Consider the following 18,613-nt stretch of genomic DNA (forward strand, 5'->3'; position numbering starts at 1 on the left):
TTCACAAAATCAAAAAATGGACGTATTCAACACCAACACACTCATCAACGAACAGACCGGAAACCTTGCGTTTAAACTTTCCAGTTTTGAGGACGATTGCCAGTTCTGTTCGCTACAACGACTCAATTATTATTCCCTGATCTGGGTTAAAAAGGGGAGTGGTACTGCTAAAATAGATTTTACGGAGTTTGATTTTACGGCGGATACGCTATTTGCCATAACTCCCTACCAACCCTTCAGCCTAATGGAAAAGGAAAAAATAGAGGGTGTGGTGCTGCATTTTCATCCTGATTTTTTCTGTATCCATAAACACCAAGAGCAAGTGGCCTGCAATGGGGTGCTGTTCAACAATATTTACAGACCCCCCTATTTTTGTGTGGACGATGACATCCGCAGCAATTTTGAAATGGTGCTGGAACAGATGCGTACCGAAGTACAAAAAGCGGAGTTGGCCCAATATGAATTGTTGGTGTCCTACCTGAAAATATTCCTGATCATTGCATCACGGGCCAAGGCCAAACAACAACCGGAATCCCTAAAAGACGCTCCAGATGAAAAAGAGCCGTTCATCATCCAAAACCTGAAGGACCTTATTGAAACGCACTTTAAAACCAAGCATTCGGCAGGGGAGTATGCGGATCTATTGAACATCAGTCCCAAAGCTTTGGCCAAGATTACCAAGAACCACTTCAACAAGACCATGACCAATCTCATCTCTGAACGTATCATTATTGAAGCCAAGCGGGAACTGTACCTCACCAACAAATCCGTGAAGGAGATCGCTTTTGATCTTGGGTATGATGATGAACACTATTTCAGCCGTTTTTTTAAGAACAATGCAGATATTTCACCCAAGGTGTATCGTGATACTGTGGGTTTTGCAAGGGCCATGGCTTGATTCTTAAGCCGCTTAAAGTTTTTTGTGATTTTTTTGCGCAGTCAAATAACTGCACGTATATTTGCAGTCAAATAGCTGCATAAATGGAATTGCGTAGAGATGTATTTCAGGCCATTGCCGACCCCACCCGGCGGGCCATTATTGCCATGGTGGCCCTGAACGCCATGACACCGGGGGCCATAGCCGCTGAATTTGATTCGTCCCGGCAAACGATCTCCAAACACATACAGATCCTCACCGAGTGTGAACTACTGACCCAGGAACAGCAGGGGAGGGAGATCCATTACCACTTCAACCCCATCAAAATGAAGGAAATAGCCGATTTTATCGCGCCCTTCCGTGATATGTGGGACGACAGGTTCAACACCTTGGAGGCCATCATGAAAAAACAACCCCCTAAAAAATAACAATGGAACGAAAAACAAAGGTCCACGCGGAAGATGGAAAACAGGAAATCTGGATCACCCGGGAATTTGAGCTGCCGTTGGAATCCCTTTTCAGGGCCTACGAAGACCCGGAAATTGTGTCGCAATGGATGGGCACCCAAGTCCTGAAACTCGAAAACCGCAGACATGGCAGCTATCAGTTCGAAACCACCGACCCCATGGGCAACAAACACCGGTTCAACGGGACCATACACGAATTTGTGCCCAACCAAAAGATCATCCGCACCTTTGAAATGGAAAACGGGCAGTTTCCCGTGCAATTGGAGTTTTTGGAATTTGTGGCCCTGACCGAGACCACGAGCAAGCTCACCATCCATATGGTCCAAAAATCGGTGGAGGACCGGGACCGCATGCTCAAATTGCCCTTTGCACAGGGCATCAACATGGCGCACGACCGCTTGCAAGAGATAATGCACAATATAAGATGACATCCTAAAATCAGAATGTTTTTCCTGTCACATTGAGCGCAGTCGAAATGAAGGGAAAAGGGAGTACAATCACAAAATCAATACAACATATCATGACAAAAAGAAACAAAATCATCTATTGGGTGGCCACGGTTTGGTTGGCCTTGGGAATGGCTTCCACTGGCATTGTGCAACTAATGGGCATGGAAGAGGAAACGGCCATGATGGACCATTTGGGCTATCCCATCTACTTTCTGACCATAATCGGAATCTGGAAACTTTTGGGCGTAGTGGCTGTATTGATCCCCAAGTTCCCCTTGCTCAAGGAATGGGCATACGCTGGGTTTGTCTTCACCATGATAGGGGCGATAGCGTCCCATCTGGCCGTCGGGGACCCTGCAGTTGATCTTTTCGGCCCCACCCTGTTATTGGCATTGTCCATAATTTCTTGGTATTTTAGACCAATCAACAGAAAAGTTGCCCTAATATAATATCAACAAGCGTCAACCTCAAGATCAATGTTAATTTTTAAAAACAGTATGAAGAAGAGGTTCAATGCGTATGACAAGACCACTGATGAGTTTTTGGACAATATCTTGGTCGTTTGCCCGAATTGTGGAAATAAAGCTATTGTCCGTTTGAAAAACACCCATGAAAAAGACACCAAAATGAGTTGTACCTTTTGTGGAGCGAACAAATACTATGTGGATGTCCCCAAAGAAAAATATGTTTCAGAACGAAGCGGTCTTGTGCATGAAATTGAGGACGTAATCCTTGGAAAAAACATAGACCCTTACTTCCATCTTCCCTTATGGCTACAAAAAGAAACATCCAAAGGGATTGTATGGGCCTATAATTACGAGCATTTGGAATATATGGAGAATCATATAGGGGCCGAATTAAGGTATCGGGATGCCACGCACAACCATTTTAGAAGCTTGGGAGCCATACTCCCAAAATGGATGACCGCCCAAAAAAACCGAAAAGAAGTACTCAACACCATCAAAATGTTGAAGCAAAAAAAGTAGAGACATGAACCCAAAAGTCGATTTTTTCTTTGAAAAGCCCTCCCAATGGCAAGATGCCTATCGACAGTTGCGTAAAATTGTTCTGGACACAGGCCTTGCCGAGGAACTGAAATGGGGCGTGCCCTGCTATACCTTTCAGGGCAGCAACATTGTTTTGATCCACGGTTTTAAGGAATACTGCGCGCTCCTGTTCCACAAAGGAGTTCTGCTGAAGGACACCGAGGACATACTCATCCAACAGACCAAGAATGTACAATCGGCCCGCCAGATCAGGTTCACCGATGTAAAGGAAATCCTGGACCTGGAAAAAGTGTTGAGAGCCTATATCCACGAAGCCATTGAAGTGGAAAAAGCTGGCCTGGAAGTGAAAATGAAGAAAACCTCCGAGTTTGACATGCCGGAAGAGCTTCAGGTAAAACTGGATAGTGACGAAGAATTCAAAACTGCCTTTGAAGCCTTGACACCGGGACGCCAACGCGGGTATATGCTCCATATTTCCCAGGCCAAACAATCCAAGACCCGCATATCAAGGATCGAGAAATCCGTTCCCAACATTTTTGAGGGAAAAGGATATAATGAAATGTAAACCGTGACCACACCCTAAACCATGCGAAGAATTGTCCCCAATATCTATTCCGATGACCTAGCAGCGAGCAAATCGTTCTATATCGATTTTTTGGGAATGGATATGGCCATGGACCTAGGGTGGATCGTAACGTTCGCCTCGAAGGAGAACCCAACGGCCCAAATCAACATTTTTCAAAACGAAGAGGGCAAAAACCTGGATAACGCATCCGTTTTCCTTTCCATAGAACTGCCCGATGTGGACAAAATGTACGAACGGGCAAAAGAATTTGGCCATAAGGTGGTTTATGACATCCGAAATGAAAATTGGGGCGTGCGGCGGTTTTTTGTAAAAGACCCGAACGGTGCCACCATCAATCTATTGACGCATTTATGAACCCCGAAATCGATGTTTATCTACTCGAAGGTTGTGGCCGCTGCCCTTTGGGCGGTACTCCGGAATGCAAGGTCCACAGTTGGACAGCGGAGTTGAAATACCTGCGGAGGCTGGTGCTGGAGTGCGGACTTACCGAAGAACAGAAGTGGGGTGTGCCCACCTATACCCATAACGGAACCAACTTGGTCATGGTGGCCGCTTTTAAGGACAATTGCACCCTGAGTTTTTTTAAAGGGGCCCTGCTGAAGGACGACCATCAGATTTTGGAAAAACCAGGGAAGAACACCCAATCGGGCAGGGTGGTCCGGTTTACCGATGTGGCGCAGATCACCAAGCTGGAATCCGTGTTGAAAAGTTACATCTTTGAGGCCATTGAAGTGAAAAAAGCAGGTTTGAAGGTGCAACTAAAGTCGATTTCGGACTACGAAATCCCCGAAGAGTTCCAACAGCGATTGGAGGAAGACCCCGAACTGAAGGAAGCCTTTGAAAACCTTACCCCTGGGAGACAAAAAGGATATCTGCTCTATTTTTCCGGAGCGAAACAATCAAAGACCCGGGAAGACCGCATCGAAAAATACATCCCCAAGATCATGAAGGGTTTGGGGTTCCACGATAGATAACCTACTGGCTAGGGTTTTGTCTCCAATATTCCTTACATTAGGAGGGCCAACCCAAACCGATATGGAACAGCGTAGAAAATTTTTGAAACAAGGTGCCATGGCCATGATGTCCATGCCCTTGCTGTCCTTTGATCCCCAAAAAAATTGGTCCCTTGCACCCCTCAAAAATGCCGCTCCCACGGATGAGGCCTATTGGAAAATGGTCCGAAAGCAATTTCCATTGAAAGAGGGGCAGACCTATTTCAACAATGGCACCATGGGCCCAACTCCTGGCTATGTATTGGACAAAATGTTCGACCATATGATGCACTGGAACGTGGAGGCCGCGACCGTGGACTACAAGAACGGTTCGGGACCAGAACTGCTGACCGGATACTTTCCCTATGAGGAACTGCGGACCAAGTTGTCCAAGATCATCAATTGTGATTTCAAGGAGATTTCGTTGGTCCAAAATGCCACTTTTGGGATGAACTACGTGGGCATGGGCCTCGACCTGAAAAAAGGGGACGAGCTTTTGAACACGAATCAGGAACACGGAGGAGGTTTTGGGGCATGGCAACTCTTGGCCAAACGCAAAGGCTGTATGTACAAGCAGGCCACTATGCCAGAACCCGCCAACGACCCCCAGGCCATTTTTGACGCCATCTTTAAGGAAGTGACCCCAAAGACCAAGGTCATCGCCATACCGCATATCATTTCTGGGTTCGGGACCGTGATGCCGGTCAAGGAAGTCTGTGCCGAGGCCAGAAAACGGGGCATTTTTACCGTTCTGGACGGTGCGCAGTGTGTGGGCCATGTGAAGGTGGACGTGAAGGACATTGGCTGTGATGCCTATTATTCCAGTCTGCACAAATGGCTGTTGGCCCCGGCCGGTAGCGGTTTGTTGTATATCAATAAAGATGTGGTGGGCACTATCTGGTCCACCATTGCCAGCTACAACTGGGACAACCAAGAAGACCCCGGATTCCGGTTGATGCAGAACGGAACGGGCAATGCCGGGCTCATGGCAGGCTATGACGCCGCTGTGGATTTCTTCAACACCATTGGCCACGATGTTTGGATCGGGAGGATCAAGGAATTGGGCATGCACCTTCGGGATGGCCTGAAACAAATGAAACACGTAACTATCTTTTCATCCACCAATGAAGAATTGGCAGCCGGAATCACCACCTATGGGGTGGAAGGCATGTCAGGGCCAGAGCTCCAAAAAACCATGTGGGAACGCGAAAAATTGCAACCCCGATCGGTGGGGGACAAGATGATCCGCCATTCCGTGCACATCTACAATTCAAAAGAAGAAATAAACAGGGCTTTGGAAGTGGTGGGAAGTCTGGGATAACATTAATTTAGAAATTTGAAAATACCATTGTTTATATATTCTACGATCACATGAAAAACCTCTCTCTAACTGTACTTTTCGTCTTGCTCCTGGCTTCCTGTAAAAAAGAAGTAAAGCCGACCGAATCCCCCAAAATAGCCTATACCGGAATCACAGAATCCATCAGACCGGGCGATGATTTCTTTATGCGCGTGAACAAGATCTGGTACGATTCCATCCAAATCGCCGAGGACCAGGTAGGGGTGGGGTCCTATAGTTTTTTGAACATTCCCCAAAAGCAATTGCTTCAAAATATCTTGGAAGAAGTTTCCGCCACGGAACATGAAGCGGGAACGGTAGAGCAGAAGGTGGGCGATTTCTATGCTTCGGGCATGGACACGGCGCAGATCAACAAAAGGGGATATGAGCCCATAAAACCCATCCTTGAAAAAATTGATGGGATTGCGGACACCAAGGCCCTCATGCATTTTGTGACCAGCGAGATGCAATCCGGCAACAATTCGTTCATCGGCCTCAGGGTAGGGCCGGACAACAAGAACAGCAGTGTGAACATCCTCCATGCCGGACAATCGGGACTCGGACTTCCTGATCGGGACTATTACTTCGAAACGGATTCGTCCACCGTGGGCATCCAAAAGGCCTATCAAAAATATCTGGCCACCCTGTTCGAGCTTACAAATCAAGAAAATGGGGCCGAAAAGGCGGAAACGGTATATGCCATCGAAAAACAGTTGGCCGAGGTCCACAAGACCCGTGTCGAACGAAGGGATATTCAGGCGAATTACCACAAACTTTCCGTGGCGGACCTCACCAAGAGCAACCCGAACATCCATTGGGCAACTATGTTGGAACAACTCCAAATGGAAGCTGATTCCCTGAATGTACAGCAACCCGCTTATTATGACCAACTGGACAAAATGCTCTCCTCTGTTTCTCTGGAGGATTGGAAAACCTATCTCAAGGCCCACACCCTGGACAATTATGCAGGTTTTCTGAGCACGCCCTTTGAAATGGCGGTTTTTGAGTACAACAAAATACTGCTGGGACAGTCGGAACAACAGCCCCGTGCCCAGTTGATGGTGCAACAGGTGGACCGCATGCTCGGTTTTGCCTTGGGACAACTCTACGTAAAGCGCTATTTTGACGAAGAGGACAAGAAAAGGGTATCCGATCTAGTGGACAACCTTCAAAAAGCCTTTGAGAACCGGATGTCACAGTTGGACTGGATGAGCGACAGCACCAAGGCCAAGGCCAAGGAAAAACTGTATGCCATCACCAAAAAGATTGGCTACCCCGATGTTTGGAGGGAATATGATGTGACCATGGAACGGGACAACTATTTCGAGAATGTGGTGGCATTGCGCAAAAATGCCTACGAGTATGCCACCAAAGACCTGAACAAGGCCCCCAACAAAGAGGATTGGGGCACCACGCCCTCAACGGTGACGGCCTATTACCGGGCATCGCACAACGAGATCGTGTTTCCTGCCGGGATACTCCAATTTCCCTATTTTGACAAAGAAGCGGACGATGCGGTGAACTATGGCGGCATCGGGATGGTGATCGGGCACGAGCTCACCCATGCCTTTGATGACAACGGCTCCCAATACGACAAGGACGGGAACCTGAAAAACTGGTGGACGAAGGACGACCTGCAAAAATTCAAGGCGAAGACCCAACAGCTCATAGACCGTTACAGCACCTTTACCGTTCTGGACACTGTGCACGTGAAAGGGGCCATGACCATTGGGGAGAACACTGCGGACAACGGAGGCATTGCCATTGCCTACGACGCCTTCAAAATGACCGAACAGGGGCAGGACACCACCCGAATTGGGGGATACACGCCCGATGAACGTTTCTTCATGTCCATAGCCCGTATTTGGAGGGTAAAGGTGAGGGATGAGTTCATGCGCAATTATGTGAACACCAATTCCCATTCCCCGGCCATTTGGCGGGTGAACGGTCCGTTGATGAACTTTACGCCCTTCTACGAAACGTTTGACCTCCAACCAGAGGACAAAAACTTCAAACCCGAGGAAGAACGCATCAAGATTTGGTAGAGAAGATACAATCTAATAAATTGTTTTTCAGTTGATTATAAATTAAATCAAAGGTATTTCAGCAAGCCTGATTTTTCCAAAAGAATTTTGGCCCGCGTGTCCAAATTAGATATACCTTCGGCGAAAAATCTGTGACGTTAGAGCAGAAGGTCCGAAGGGTCGAGGAGCTATTCGGGCAATTGGAAAAGGAAACCGCCCAGTTTCAGCAAAAGTCTGGTTTGGGCTGTGTTTCAGGCTGTGGCAAATGTTGTAACTACCCCCATATAGAGGCCTCTCCCTTGGAGTTTTTACCTTGGGCCTTCCATCTTTTTCTGAAGGGCGAGGCGGAGACCACTTTGGACGCCTTGGGCGGAAACCAAAACCCTACCTGTTTTTTGTTCGCGCCGCTCTCCGTGGTGAACCAGGGCCATTGTGGCACCTACCCGTATCGGGGGCTCATCTGCCGTTTGTTCGGTTTTGCGGCCACCCGCGACAAATATGGCAGCCTGCGCTTGGCCACCTGCAAGATCATAAAAGAAGGCCAGGCCGAGCAGTACCGCTCCGTTTCCGAGGCCATTGCCCAAGGGCTGTACGTCCCCGTTTTCACGGATTACTACATGCAACTGAAACAGATAGACCACCTATTGGGCAACAAAATGATGCCCGTGAACAAGGCGTTGAAAATGGCCCTAGAAGAAGTCTTGCAATACTACACCTACAGGCCCATTCCCGATGCAGGGAAGTGGTGCGTTTAGGTATATGGTGCTTTGTTCCATCATAGGCCGGTCCATTCCTAAAAATTTTCTTAAAAGTTGCGCTTTTGGCAAAAGCAATGCCCATCTCGTTCTTTGAACCATTTTGTACCCTATATATTTGCAACGATTTGATTTTAAATCTATAAACAAATATTATGAGCAAAGTAAAGGAAAACGACACTGTGAAGGTGCATTACACGGGCAAACTGACCAACGGACAGGTTTTTGACAGTTCATTGGAAAGGGAACCATTGGAAGTCGCCTTGGGGCAGGGTCAACTTATCCCTGGATTTGAAAAAGGACTGATAGACATGGCCGTGAACGAAAAGAAGACCATCACCATAGACAAGGAGGAAGCGTATGGCGAGGTGAACGAGCAGCTTTTTCAGAAAATCTCCAAATCGCAGTTGCCGGACGACCTGAAGCCCGAAGTGGGCATGGGCTTGGTGGGTGCCAATGCCGAGGGACAACAGCAGCAGTTCCGTGTTGCCAAAGTGGAAGAAAATGATATTATCCTGGATGCCAACCATCCGTTGGCGGGCCAAGACCTGGTATTTGACCTTGAGGTGGTTGCGATACTGTAACGTAGCAATTACATATACAACAAAGGCGCCCTGTCACCACGACGGGGCGTTTTTTTTGGCCTATGGCCTAAGGGGAAAACATTTTGCCTGCTGTGCCACATGAATGTCCATCACCGCCCCTTTGAGTTCCATAAGCACATGACAGACATTTTGGCGCTCCGTTGCTGAAAAAGCATCCGCAGGAAGGTAATGGAACATATAAATGGCCTTGTCCAACCATTGCGTAAAGGAAAGCAGATCTCCTTCATGGCATTCTTCAAAGTAGGAGAGGAGGGGGAGTAGGTCATTGGGCCGTAAGCTCATTTTGGGACAATTCTATGTGTATTTGGAATATAAATACAGATTATAACAATATAAATATAGGTTTTATTTATAAATCTGAAAATTAAAATCATTGTTTTATTATATACAAATATAGTTTAAAACAATATTTATATAGTTTTCATAAAGAATCTGAAAATCCCAATATTGCCTCAAACATTGATTATGCCTAGTTTTAGGCTATGTCTGAGCGAATAAATAGGATAAAAGAAGTGCTCGTTATTAAAGGAATGAGCCAAAAGGAATTGGCGGTTAAACTTGACCGAAATCCAAATACAATTACTTCAATTTGTAATAACAAATCCCAGCCGCATTTAAAAGATCTAAAGAAGATTGCTGAAATTTTGGATGTGGATATTAGGGAGCTTTTGGTGTCTACAAAAGGATGATTAATTTTTGTGATAAAAGGTGATTTCAATGAAGGGTAATTTTTTAATAGCCCTTATTTTTCTTCTTTTTTTTGCCCTTATTTTTTTGCTCTTCGTTACTTTCAAGAGAATATTTTACAAGAATTGTCCCTAAAAGCAGATAACATATAAGAGGTAGTGCATTTAAAATTTTAGGTATGTTTCTTGCGGGTTTAATATCCCCATATTTAAATCCCATAAAGGCCTCAACCCAAAATTCTGAATACGGTATATCAAAAGTATTCTCTTCTTTAAATTCAATAAGTCTCTGTAAATCTTCAATTTTTCTATCCATGCTATTCAAAATTGAAAATTTTTCAATAGCAGGATCAACCTTTCGGTAAAAAATTTCAGTTTTGAAAGAATCATTTTTTGAGATTACGAATACCCTTTTATCAGTTAATCCTGATGGCGTATTATCAAAATCATATCTTTCTGGAATTTCAATAAACTTTAGAGTATCTATAAATGGTGTAGATTCTAAATAATTCTTTATCCTTCTCAAATCATTTAGAGGTATTTCATTTTTAATATTATCCTCAATATATACTTTTTCATTTTCTAAAAAGGACTCACTAATTTCATAATTCTTCTCATTTTTGAGATATAAAAAATAAGCCAAAGTTGGGTAAACCCAAATCAAAAAAAATAATACCCCTAAGAAGATGGGAAGTTCTTTGTATCTAGACCTAAAACGGATTGCCAAAGCTAAAAAGGAAATAAAAAGTAAAACACCAAAAGTCCAAAATGGCATATGGTAAGCCCCACCTAATGCGGTAACACCAATCAATATCACATAAATCAACAAAACACCCGTTAATCCATATAAAATAACATGTTCAGGCTTTTCTGCCATATCAAACTTAGTGGTTAATAGTAAGCATCAAAAAAAAGTTTTACTTCACAATTACATTTATTTGTCTAAAAAATGTAAAACAGATTTTAGTTCATCAACTATTTTTTGAACTTCTTGTTTATAATATTGAGAGCCATTTGGAGATAAAATGCCCAATGGGCAGTATTCATTATCAAAACGGCCGATAAAAAGTCTAAGTTCAGAATTCAAACTATCATCTTGCTTGAAATGGTCTACATCATATTTTATATGGTAAAACAAGTTAATCATTGTGTTTCTAATATTATATAAATCTCTTATAATGAAAGAGTCTTCAACCCAATTGTCATCATTATAAAAAGCTAAACAATGAGCAATATGCCTAACAAAAACACCACCATACTGTTCATTATCTGATTCTAATAAAAATACATTCAATTTATGATTATAGTTTAATTTTATGTTTGATTTTAATCTTGAATTAAAATCATCTAAATTAAGACTCACAATCTCCAACTGTTTGGTGTGGAATTCAAAGTTAGATTCCTGAACCCCTTTGGAATCATAAATGATATTTTGGCTTAGTTTCATATTGATTGTATTGAACATCAATGTAGGAAAAATTAGCAAGCATCAAACCATAACGGATTTTAAGCTACACTGATTTTATATCAAATAGCACAGCTATACGCAATTTGGTACACCACATATTTGTTCTATAATCCACATTATGTAAAATAGTAAATCAGCAAACCCACTATTACTTCCTATCCGCTACGCTAAAATCATCAACGGGATCTTGGCTTTGTGCAGCACTTCCCGCACCGCATTCCTTTGGAATGCAAAAGTTCGGCTTGGTCCCTTGGGCATGCAGAGCAGTTCCGTCTGCGTCCGGTTCACATAACTGATCAGCGCATCCAAGGCCGTCGCACTTTGCGTAAACACATACGGAATGGTCCGTTGCCACGGATATGCCGGTTTTTCCGTTTCCCCGGTCTGCGGATTAATGTCAAACAAACGCACTGCGCTCAGGCTGTCCCTCTTCAGCTCCATAATAATGGATTTTCCCTTTTCGTTCAGGTTTCGGCCAAATACCCCCAAATGCAGCTCATCAAACGAGCCCAACCGTTGGCCTTCGCCAAAAACAAAGATGTTGGTGGCATTCGTCTGGTCGATCACAAATTCGGTGATGCTCTCCCCCAAGATGCCCATTCTGTTCCGCCGCTTGCCCATCACCAGCACATCGGGCTTCACCAGGGCCAGATAATCCCGGATGCGGTGCTTCACATTGCCATATTCCAGTCTGTGGCCAATGGGTAGCCGTTCCCCATGCTTTTGCTGCTGCGCAATCAGTGTTTCGATCTCCGCAAGCGCATCCGTTGTGCTCTGCCCCGCGGATTTCACATGGAAAACCTCCAAAGTGCCGCCCAGCCGCTTTGTGAGTTGCACCGCATTGTACAGCACGAGCTCTGGGTTGTCCGACAGCTCCAATAAAACGGAAACACGGTAATCCGGGGTGTTTTGGGCCTCCATGACGTTCAATTTTAGGGGTTTACACCTCTTAAGTTAGAACCAAATCCATTAACAATCAGCTATTTAACGTTTCGTTGGCAGAAAAATACGGACTTGTCAAAATCTGGGTGTCAAAATTGGGAAAGGCGCAATTTTCCCCTAGAAAAGATGTTTGAATTTCTTCACCCAACGGATGGGAATCTTGTACGGGGCGTAGCGCATCGGCACATCCAGCCAAGTGCCCCGCCTCACCAGCGATTTTTTGTGTGAGAACAGGTCAAAGGAATGCTTGCCGTGGTACCCGCCTATGCCAGAATTGCCCACACCGCCAAACGGCAGGTCCTTGTTGCTGATATGCACCACCGTGTCGTTGATGGTCCCGCCGCCGAAGGGATATTGCGCCATCATGCGCTTTTGGAACTTTTTGTCGCCGGAAAACACGTAAAATGCCAACGGTTTTTCATAGCGGGACAGGTTTCGGTGCAGTTCTTCCTCGGTTTCGTAGGAAATGATCGGCAATATCGGTCCAAAGATCTCCCCTTCCATCACAGGGCTGCCCCAATCGGGTTCGTCCACCAAAGTGGGCTCCACAAACCGCTGTCCATCATCGCAATGTCCCCCAAAAAGGATCCGTTGCCCTTCAAGCATCGCTTTAAGTCCCTGATAATGCTTTTCCGTGGTAATCCGTGCAAAATCAGCGGATTGTTTGATGTCCTGTCCGTAAAATGCAGTGATTTGAGCCTTCATGGCCTCCACAAAGGCTTCTTTTTGGGTGTTGTGCACCAAAATATAATCCGGGGCGATGCAGGTCTGCCCCGCATTTATGAACTTGCCCCACGCTATCCGCTTTGCGGCCAGGGACACGTTGGCAGTTCCATCCACAATACAGGGATTTTTTCCGCCCAGTTCCAAGGTGACCGGGGTCAGGTGCTCCGCAGCGGCCTTATAAACGATCTTGCCCACCTGTGTGCTGCCAGTGAAAAAAATGTACTCCCATTTTTCGGCCAACAATTGGGTGGACACCTCCACTCCCCCTTCCACCACGGCCACATATTCCGGCGGAAACACCTTTTGGACAATGGCCGATATGATCGCGGACGTATGGGGACTGAGTTCGGACGGTTTCAACACTGCGGTGTTGCCAGCGGCCAAGGCCCCGATGAGGGGTGAAATGGTGAGCATGAAGGGATAGTTCCATGGAGCCATGATCAACACTTTCCCAAAAGGCTCGAGCTGTATCCACTCCTTGGAAGGAAAATTGGTCCACGAAGGGGCAACACTGGTCGGCCGGCTCCACTCCTCCACCTTTTTGATGGCATGCCTCAGCTCGGCAAGGACCAATTGGGTCTCGGTGGCCAGGCTCTCGAACCGCGGTTTTTTGAAATCGGCATAAATGGCATCACAAATGGCATCTTCCTGTGCCAGGATCTCCTGCTGCAACCGTTTCAGGTATTGCTTTCTAAAATGTACCTCCTTTGTCCGCTGTGAGGCAAAAAAGGTGTTCTGGAACTGGACCAATTGTTCGACCATAAACTGATTTTAGATTCGTTTAAAGATAGTCGAACTGGTACAAAATGAAAAACCGTTTAAAAAGCAATAAAATTTCGATTTTGTCAGGTTGAGCGCAGTCGAAACCCATTGATTCTCGACAGGTATTAAGTTTTCGACTGCGCTCAAACTGACAGATAACCAGCTTTTTAAACGGCTTCCATCAACAATATTGCCCCAAAAAGTTTATAAGGTAATTTCCTCACTGGCCCCGTTCGGATAGATCAGCGTGGCCTTGTCATCACATTCGCCGTTGCCAAAGTCCACGGTCACGGCCAGTCCGTTCTTGGAGACCACCATGCTGCCGCTGGACACATATTCGCAAGGTGAGGTCACCTGAAGGTCTTCCAAGGTCTCCACTGCATACACGTTCTCATCGATCTGTACGGCCCAATTTCCTGATAGTGTCAAGGTGAAGCTGCTCAAATCGTCACCGAAAATAAAACCAAAGGTTTTTTCTCCCGTTTCACTTATCGAAGTGCCATCTTCCAGTTCCACCGACATATCGCTGGTCACAGTGAAGGAAACCGAATTTTGGTCGGCACTGGTGTTCACCACAAAGGTGCGGGTACCGTTCATCTTGATGGTCCCTACATAAAAATCAGTAAAAGTTGCCGTGAAGGAGGCACTCCCCTCTCCCACTGCGTAGGTCACGCTCACGGTACCGTCCACATTTTCGGTCCTGTTGAGGACACAATTGTTGAAAGTGGCCACAAACCCGGTATCGGAATATTCGGCCGTATAGCAGTCATTTCCCTTTGCCGTGAAGGATTTGGCGGTATCGCCCATGTACAGTTCCGCAAGGGCACTATCGGCGGCCCCCGCAATGTCATCGGTCATCAGAATCGTCTGTAATTCCTGCGAAGTAAGTGCTTCCCCGTCACCCGGCATACTGTCCTCACTACAGGATTGAAAAGCAATAAAGGCCATACCCAAAACGGCAATGGCTTGAATTTTTTGTGCAAATCTGTTCATTAGTAACTTTAGTTAAGGTTTTGTAGGATTAACGGCTCACCTCTCAATTTAGTGCGTGGGATGGACCGGAGATCGATGAAAGGTTAATTTTTCGATAATGTTCTGATTGTCAAAATAAAAAAGAGGTAACTTTCGTTTAGGAACAAATTGTATTCCCATGCAGTACCTGAACAAACAGATCGAAGCGATGGTCAAGCGGAAAAAATCCAGTTCTCTGATCAAAAGACAGATTTCCTGCGGTATTTTCCAGGATTTGGAAACCGTTGACAACGATTTGAAGAAGACAGAAAACAAGGATTAAGACTCCTTTTTTCCATGGTTTGAACCCCATTCAACCATCTGCCCCCCCCTCCCATTACCTTCCATTCACGGGAGGAATAAGCGCAATTTCGTCATAAGAGTTGATGATTTCATGGTCCTCTGCATAATTATGGTTCACCGCCACGGCCATGGAGGATAATTTATTGAGTTCCGGATAAGTTCCCGATAAGAAAGTCTTCAACTCCCCAACGGTCTTTGGTATTTTTTTTCCCGTTATGCTGGATGTGGGAACCGATAATGTGGGACTGCCCACAATGTCCTTTGCGATTCCGAACAAAAGTATTGTCATATATCAACCTATTTTTCTGTTAGTGGTCTTTGGTTAGATAGGTTGGTATGGTATGTTCAATTGATGGGTTGAAATTACCAAAAATTATAGTGGGCATCCCCATTTTAACAGGAACGGTATATTTTTAACTTTTCTTTAATTTAAATGTACGGCATCGAAATACTTTTAGATAAAATTGAGCGTTGTGCATGAAGAACCTTAACTTCTTTTGAAAATGAAACACACACTTCAATATTTCTTGCTCTTTTCCCTTACGCTTGTTCTTTTCTCTTGTGGCAATGCCGATGATGATGTAAGTTTTGACTTCAACGATAACGAACTGGGCATTGGCAAGGAGCCCGATGATTGTCTGGGTTTTGATGATAATGAACTCCTTTTGTCCATCCAAGATGAATTCACTACCCTGCCGGGCAAGGTTTCCATCCTCTTCAAGGTTTCCGACCTTCAGGGAAATCCGATTTCCGGATTGACCGCGGACCAGTTCACCATATACGAACAAGGTAGGAACGATGACTGTTTCAACCTGATCTCCTCTTCGGAATCACAGGCACGGATTTCACCAAACTCCCAAGTGTTCAACAACAACACCCTTTTGGTATTGGACCTGAGCAACAGTGTATTGGAAAGCAGTTTGGATGAATTGAAGGCCGCTTCCATCAGTTTTGTCAACAATGTGATGCCTTCCCCCGCAACGGAATCCTTCCAAATGGCCATTTATTGGTTTGATGGCGAGGATGAACTACACCTATTGAACCCCCTATCCTTTTCTGCGGAGGAACTAACGGCTTCCATCGAAGGGATTACGGCGGACATCAGCAACGACCCCTCTACGGACCTCTATGGTGCAGTCATCAAATCCACCCAGAAGGCCAAGGAGTTGCTTAAGCAAGATTCGGATGTCATTGGAGCCGCTTCGGTCGTCCTTTTCACCGATGGAACGGACCAAGCATCCCGATACAAGGAATCCGATGCCCTAAAAGCCGTTAGGGAAGCAGATAGGAACATTTCGTATTTCACTATTGGTCTTGGCGCGGAAATCGACACGGAAGTACTGACCGAGATCGGTAAGACCGCCAGTGTCTTTGCCGCCAACAAGGAAGAACTGGAAATCACCTTCAACCAGATATCGCAACGTGTTGCAGAACAAGCAAATAGCTTCTACCTGTTCGAATACTGCACACCCAAAAGGGACGGCAGTGGGGAGAGCAACCTTGTGATCCAACTTACCGATGGCAGTCTCCAAGGTGCGGTACAGACCAAATTCAGCGCCAAAGGATTTATGGGAGGTTGTGAATGATCCGTGTGTTTTGAACGTTCACTTTTTTGGATAAATCCCTATCTTGGGCATCCATTAAACTGAACAAACTATGACATTCTTAAAAAATTCCCTGCGTATTTTTATATGCACCTTGATCATGGGCGCAACACTTGCCCTTCATTCCCAAAAATCATATCCTTTGGAGGGTAGATGGGACTTGGAGATGGATTTTATGGGAAAGACCGCCCCATCGTGGTTGGAAATACGGCATTCGGGCAATGCAACCTTGATCGGGCGGTTTGTGTTCGCATTCGGGAGCGCAAGGCCCATATCGGAGGTCAAGACCTATGGTGACAACAAATTTACCTTTAGTATTCCCAACCAATGGGAGCCCAAGGGAAGTGACATGATCTTTCATGGGGAATTGACCGACGGAAAACTGAAGGGCACCCTAATTTACACCGATGGCTCCGTTCTTAACTGGACCGGGGTGAAGGCACCCGAATTGGCCTACACCGAAAATCCGAAGTGGGACAAACCCAGGAACATTTTCAATGGAAAGGACCTGACCGGATGGCATGTGGATGGCGAAAAGAACCAATGGGTCGTTAAGGATGGTATCTTGACCAGCCCAGAATCCGGTTCCAACCTGATCACTGACGAAAAATTCGAGGATTTTAAACTGCATGTGGAATTCCGCTATCCTAAAGGGAGCAACAGCGGCATCTATCTCCGCGGCCGATATGAACTCCAAATAGAAGATGACAAGGGGTTGGACCCGATGGACATCTATATTGGTGGCGTATATGGCTTCTTGGAACCCAATGAGAATGCGGCCAAGGATGCGGGTGAATGGCAGACGTACGACATTACATTGATCGGTAGAAGGGTCACGGTGACCTTGAACGACAAGACCGTGATCACTGATGCGACCATCCCTGGAATCACTGGTGGGGCTTTGGACAGCAAGGAAGGGGAACCCGGACCGTTCATGATCCAAGGAGACCACGGGCCTATTGAATACAGAAGCTTTGTGGTCACCCCAAGAAAAAAATGATATAAAACTGTTATCAAGCAAAAGCCCGATACTAAAGTATCGGGCTTTGTTTTTTATTCGACTTCCGCAGGTTTGATCTTGATGTTTCTCCATTTCACACGAATGCCGCCGCCGTCGTGAATCTGAAGGGCAATGGCCCCTTCTCCCTTTCCAACGATCTCATCGGTCAGGTGCACCATTTCCACTCCGTTCAACCAAGTGATCACATCTGGGCCGTTCACACGGATTTTCATGGTGTTCCACTCCCCCATTTTCAATACCTTTTCTTTTTCAGGTTCCGGTATGGCAAGCCAATTGCGGCCATAGGATTCGTAGATGCCGCCCGTGTGCAGCCCTGGAGGTGCCACCTCCACTTGCCATCCACTTACGATGTTCCCGTCAAATGTGGAACGGATAAAAACCCCACTGTTGCCGTCAGCTTCTTGTTTGAATTCCAAGGAAAGTTCAAAATCCTTATAGAAATCCTTGGTGGACAAGTAGCCATAGTCCGCTTTTGGACCACTCTCGCAAATAAGTTCGCCATTCTCGACAAACCATTTTTCATCACCATGCTTGACCCAACCGTCCAAATTTTCACCATTGAACAGGTCTTTGGTAGGTGTTTGCGCCCAACTCCATTGAAGGGCCAAGACAAACAGGGTCGTAGATAAAATCAATTTTTTCATAAATATTAGTTTGATTAAGGAAGGTCAAGTTATGTAAATCCCTACAAAACAATCAAAAATATAGGGTTTTTAGCCCAACAGTTGTTCCATATATACAAACGACAACTAATTACCTCTTAACAACCAGAAAAAAATTCAAACTCAAAAGACTATGGATCTTGTAAAGGAAATCATTCAGAACAGTGCCATTGGTCCACTTCACAGCACCTACAAAGGCATCGTGGTGGCGTTGTTCATCAGTATTGTTGCTGCATTATTGATCATGCTGACCTTGTTGCTCTTATATGGATCAACGCTCACTTTTCATTATGGGTATTAGTGATATACTGATTATCTCAAAAAAAA

The 18,613-nt window shown here is 45.5% G+C and carries 25 protein-coding genes; 17 read left to right on the forward strand and 8 right to left on the reverse strand.

Annotated elements, in window-relative coordinates; genetic code table 11:
- Positions 1-16: 16 nt before the first annotated feature.
- The 12 genes from FOT42_RS02015 (at position 17) to FOT42_RS02070 (ending at position 9,080) form a co-directional block, all read left to right on the forward strand.
- On the forward strand, positions 17-898 hold the full coding sequence (locus FOT42_RS02015; RefSeq protein WP_151888897.1) for a helix-turn-helix domain-containing protein: 882 nt from the start codon (positions 17-19) through the stop codon (positions 896-898).
- 83 nt (positions 899-981) lie between these two features.
- Complete coding sequence (locus FOT42_RS02020) at positions 982-1,305, forward strand: ArsR/SmtB family transcription factor (RefSeq protein WP_151888898.1); 324 nt, start codon at positions 982-984, stop codon at positions 1,303-1,305.
- 2 nt (positions 1,306-1,307) lie between these two features.
- Entirely contained in the window at positions 1,308-1,772 is a 465-nt protein-coding gene (locus tag FOT42_RS02025) for an SRPBCC domain-containing protein (RefSeq protein ID WP_151888899.1), read from the forward strand.
- 92 nt (positions 1,773-1,864) lie between these two features.
- Positions 1,865-2,242 carry a DoxX family protein gene (locus FOT42_RS02030; RefSeq protein ID WP_151888900.1) on the forward strand — a complete coding sequence of 126 codons (378 nt, stop codon included), beginning with the start codon at positions 1,865-1,867 and terminating at the stop codon, positions 2,240-2,242.
- 48 nt (positions 2,243-2,290) lie between these two features.
- On the forward strand, positions 2,291-2,779 hold the full coding sequence (locus FOT42_RS02035) for a hypothetical protein (RefSeq protein ID WP_151888901.1): 489 nt from the start codon (positions 2,291-2,293) through the stop codon (positions 2,777-2,779).
- A 4-nt stretch (positions 2,780-2,783) separates the two neighbouring features.
- Positions 2,784-3,365 (forward strand): YdeI/OmpD-associated family protein, encoded by a 582-nt coding sequence (locus FOT42_RS02040; protein ID WP_151888902.1) that lies wholly within the window; start codon positions 2,784-2,786, stop codon positions 3,363-3,365.
- Between the two features lie 21 nt (positions 3,366-3,386).
- Entirely contained in the window at positions 3,387-3,740 is a 354-nt protein-coding gene (locus FOT42_RS02045; protein ID WP_151888903.1) for a VOC family protein, read from the forward strand.
- Complete coding sequence (locus FOT42_RS02050; RefSeq protein ID WP_151888904.1) at positions 3,737-4,360, forward strand: YdeI/OmpD-associated family protein; 624 nt, start codon at positions 3,737-3,739, stop codon at positions 4,358-4,360. Before FOT42_RS02045 ends, FOT42_RS02050 begins: the two co-directional genes overlap by 4 nt.
- A 61-nt stretch (positions 4,361-4,421) precedes the next feature.
- Positions 4,422-5,699 (forward strand): aminotransferase class V-fold PLP-dependent enzyme, encoded by a 1,278-nt coding sequence (locus FOT42_RS02055; protein WP_151888905.1) that lies wholly within the window; start codon positions 4,422-4,424, stop codon positions 5,697-5,699.
- A 50-nt stretch (positions 5,700-5,749) separates the two neighbouring features.
- Positions 5,750-7,762 (forward strand): M13 family metallopeptidase, encoded by a 2,013-nt coding sequence (locus FOT42_RS02060; RefSeq protein WP_151888906.1) that lies wholly within the window; start codon positions 5,750-5,752, stop codon positions 7,760-7,762.
- 131 nt (positions 7,763-7,893) lie between these two features.
- Positions 7,894-8,496, forward strand: a complete 603-nt coding sequence (locus tag FOT42_RS02065; RefSeq protein WP_151888907.1) for a YkgJ family cysteine cluster protein — start codon at positions 7,894-7,896, stop codon at positions 8,494-8,496.
- Positions 8,497-8,651: 155 nt separating this feature from the next.
- Positions 8,652-9,080, forward strand: coding sequence for an FKBP-type peptidyl-prolyl cis-trans isomerase (locus FOT42_RS02070; RefSeq protein WP_151888908.1), 429 nt, complete (start codon positions 8,652-8,654; stop codon positions 9,078-9,080).
- 60 nt (positions 9,081-9,140) lie between these two features.
- Here the strand turns inward: FOT42_RS02070 and FOT42_RS02075 are convergent, their stop codons facing one another.
- A complete protein-coding gene (locus FOT42_RS02075; protein ID WP_151888909.1) occupies positions 9,141-9,383 on the reverse strand; it encodes a hypothetical protein in 243 nt (80 codons plus the stop codon).
- A 200-nt stretch (positions 9,384-9,583) separates the two neighbouring features.
- Between FOT42_RS02075 and FOT42_RS02080 the strand changes: the two genes are divergently transcribed.
- Positions 9,584-9,790 carry a helix-turn-helix transcriptional regulator gene (locus FOT42_RS02080; RefSeq protein ID WP_151888910.1) on the forward strand — a complete coding sequence of 69 codons (207 nt, stop codon included), beginning with the start codon at positions 9,584-9,586 and terminating at the stop codon, positions 9,788-9,790.
- Positions 9,791-9,833: 43 nt separating this feature from the next.
- Here FOT42_RS02080 and FOT42_RS02085 read toward each other — a convergent pair whose 3' ends face one another.
- From FOT42_RS02085 to FOT42_RS02105, 5 genes are all read right to left on the reverse strand, one after another.
- A complete protein-coding gene (locus FOT42_RS02085; RefSeq protein WP_151888911.1) occupies positions 9,834-10,664 on the reverse strand; it encodes a hypothetical protein in 831 nt (276 codons plus the stop codon).
- 57 nt (positions 10,665-10,721) lie between these two features.
- Complete coding sequence (locus tag FOT42_RS02090) at positions 10,722-11,234, reverse strand: hypothetical protein (RefSeq protein WP_151888912.1); 513 nt, start codon at positions 11,232-11,234, stop codon at positions 10,722-10,724.
- A gap of 183 nt (positions 11,235-11,417) precedes the next feature.
- The gene (locus FOT42_RS02095) at positions 11,418-12,176 is read right to left on the reverse strand and encodes a universal stress protein (protein ID WP_151888913.1); all 759 of its coding nucleotides are present in this window, start codon (positions 12,174-12,176) and stop codon (positions 11,418-11,420) included.
- Between the two features lie 138 nt (positions 12,177-12,314).
- On the reverse strand, positions 12,315-13,685 hold the full coding sequence (locus FOT42_RS02100) for an aldehyde dehydrogenase (protein WP_151888914.1): 1,371 nt from the start codon (positions 13,683-13,685) through the stop codon (positions 12,315-12,317).
- A gap of 204 nt (positions 13,686-13,889) precedes the next feature.
- Positions 13,890-14,678: a hypothetical protein gene (locus FOT42_RS02105; RefSeq protein WP_151888915.1), complete on the reverse strand. Its 789-nt coding sequence runs from the start codon at positions 14,676-14,678 to the stop codon at positions 13,890-13,892.
- A gap of 157 nt (positions 14,679-14,835) precedes the next feature.
- Between FOT42_RS02105 and FOT42_RS18000 the strand changes: the two genes are divergently transcribed.
- The gene (locus FOT42_RS18000; protein ID WP_192938303.1) at positions 14,836-14,979 is read left to right on the forward strand and encodes a hypothetical protein; all 144 of its coding nucleotides are present in this window, start codon (positions 14,836-14,838) and stop codon (positions 14,977-14,979) included.
- Between the two features lie 54 nt (positions 14,980-15,033).
- Here the strand turns inward: FOT42_RS18000 and FOT42_RS02110 are convergent, their stop codons facing one another.
- Entirely contained in the window at positions 15,034-15,288 is a 255-nt protein-coding gene (locus tag FOT42_RS02110; protein WP_151888916.1) for a MoaD/ThiS family protein, read from the reverse strand.
- Positions 15,289-15,502: 214 nt separating this feature from the next.
- Between FOT42_RS02110 and FOT42_RS02115 the strand changes: the two genes are divergently transcribed.
- Positions 15,503-16,585: a vWA domain-containing protein gene (locus FOT42_RS02115; RefSeq protein WP_151888917.1), complete on the forward strand. Its 1,083-nt coding sequence runs from the start codon at positions 15,503-15,505 to the stop codon at positions 16,583-16,585.
- A gap of 70 nt (positions 16,586-16,655) precedes the next feature.
- Positions 16,656-17,603 (forward strand): 3-keto-disaccharide hydrolase, encoded by a 948-nt coding sequence (locus FOT42_RS02120; protein ID WP_151888918.1) that lies wholly within the window; start codon positions 16,656-16,658, stop codon positions 17,601-17,603.
- 53 nt (positions 17,604-17,656) lie between these two features.
- Here the strand turns inward: FOT42_RS02120 and FOT42_RS02125 are convergent, their stop codons facing one another.
- Positions 17,657-18,268: a 3-keto-disaccharide hydrolase gene (locus FOT42_RS02125; RefSeq protein ID WP_151888919.1), complete on the reverse strand. Its 612-nt coding sequence runs from the start codon at positions 18,266-18,268 to the stop codon at positions 17,657-17,659.
- Positions 18,269-18,419: 151 nt separating this feature from the next.
- Here FOT42_RS02125 and FOT42_RS18005 point away from each other — a divergent pair, with 151 nt between their 5' ends.
- Positions 18,420-18,587, forward strand: coding sequence for a hypothetical protein (locus FOT42_RS18005; protein ID WP_192938304.1), 168 nt, complete (start codon positions 18,420-18,422; stop codon positions 18,585-18,587).
- Positions 18,588-18,613 lie beyond the last annotated feature (26 nt).

It is taken from the genome of Flagellimonas hadalis (genome assembly GCF_007785775.2).
Taxonomy (GTDB): domain Bacteria; phylum Bacteroidota; class Bacteroidia; order Flavobacteriales; family Flavobacteriaceae; genus Flagellimonas; species Flagellimonas hadalis.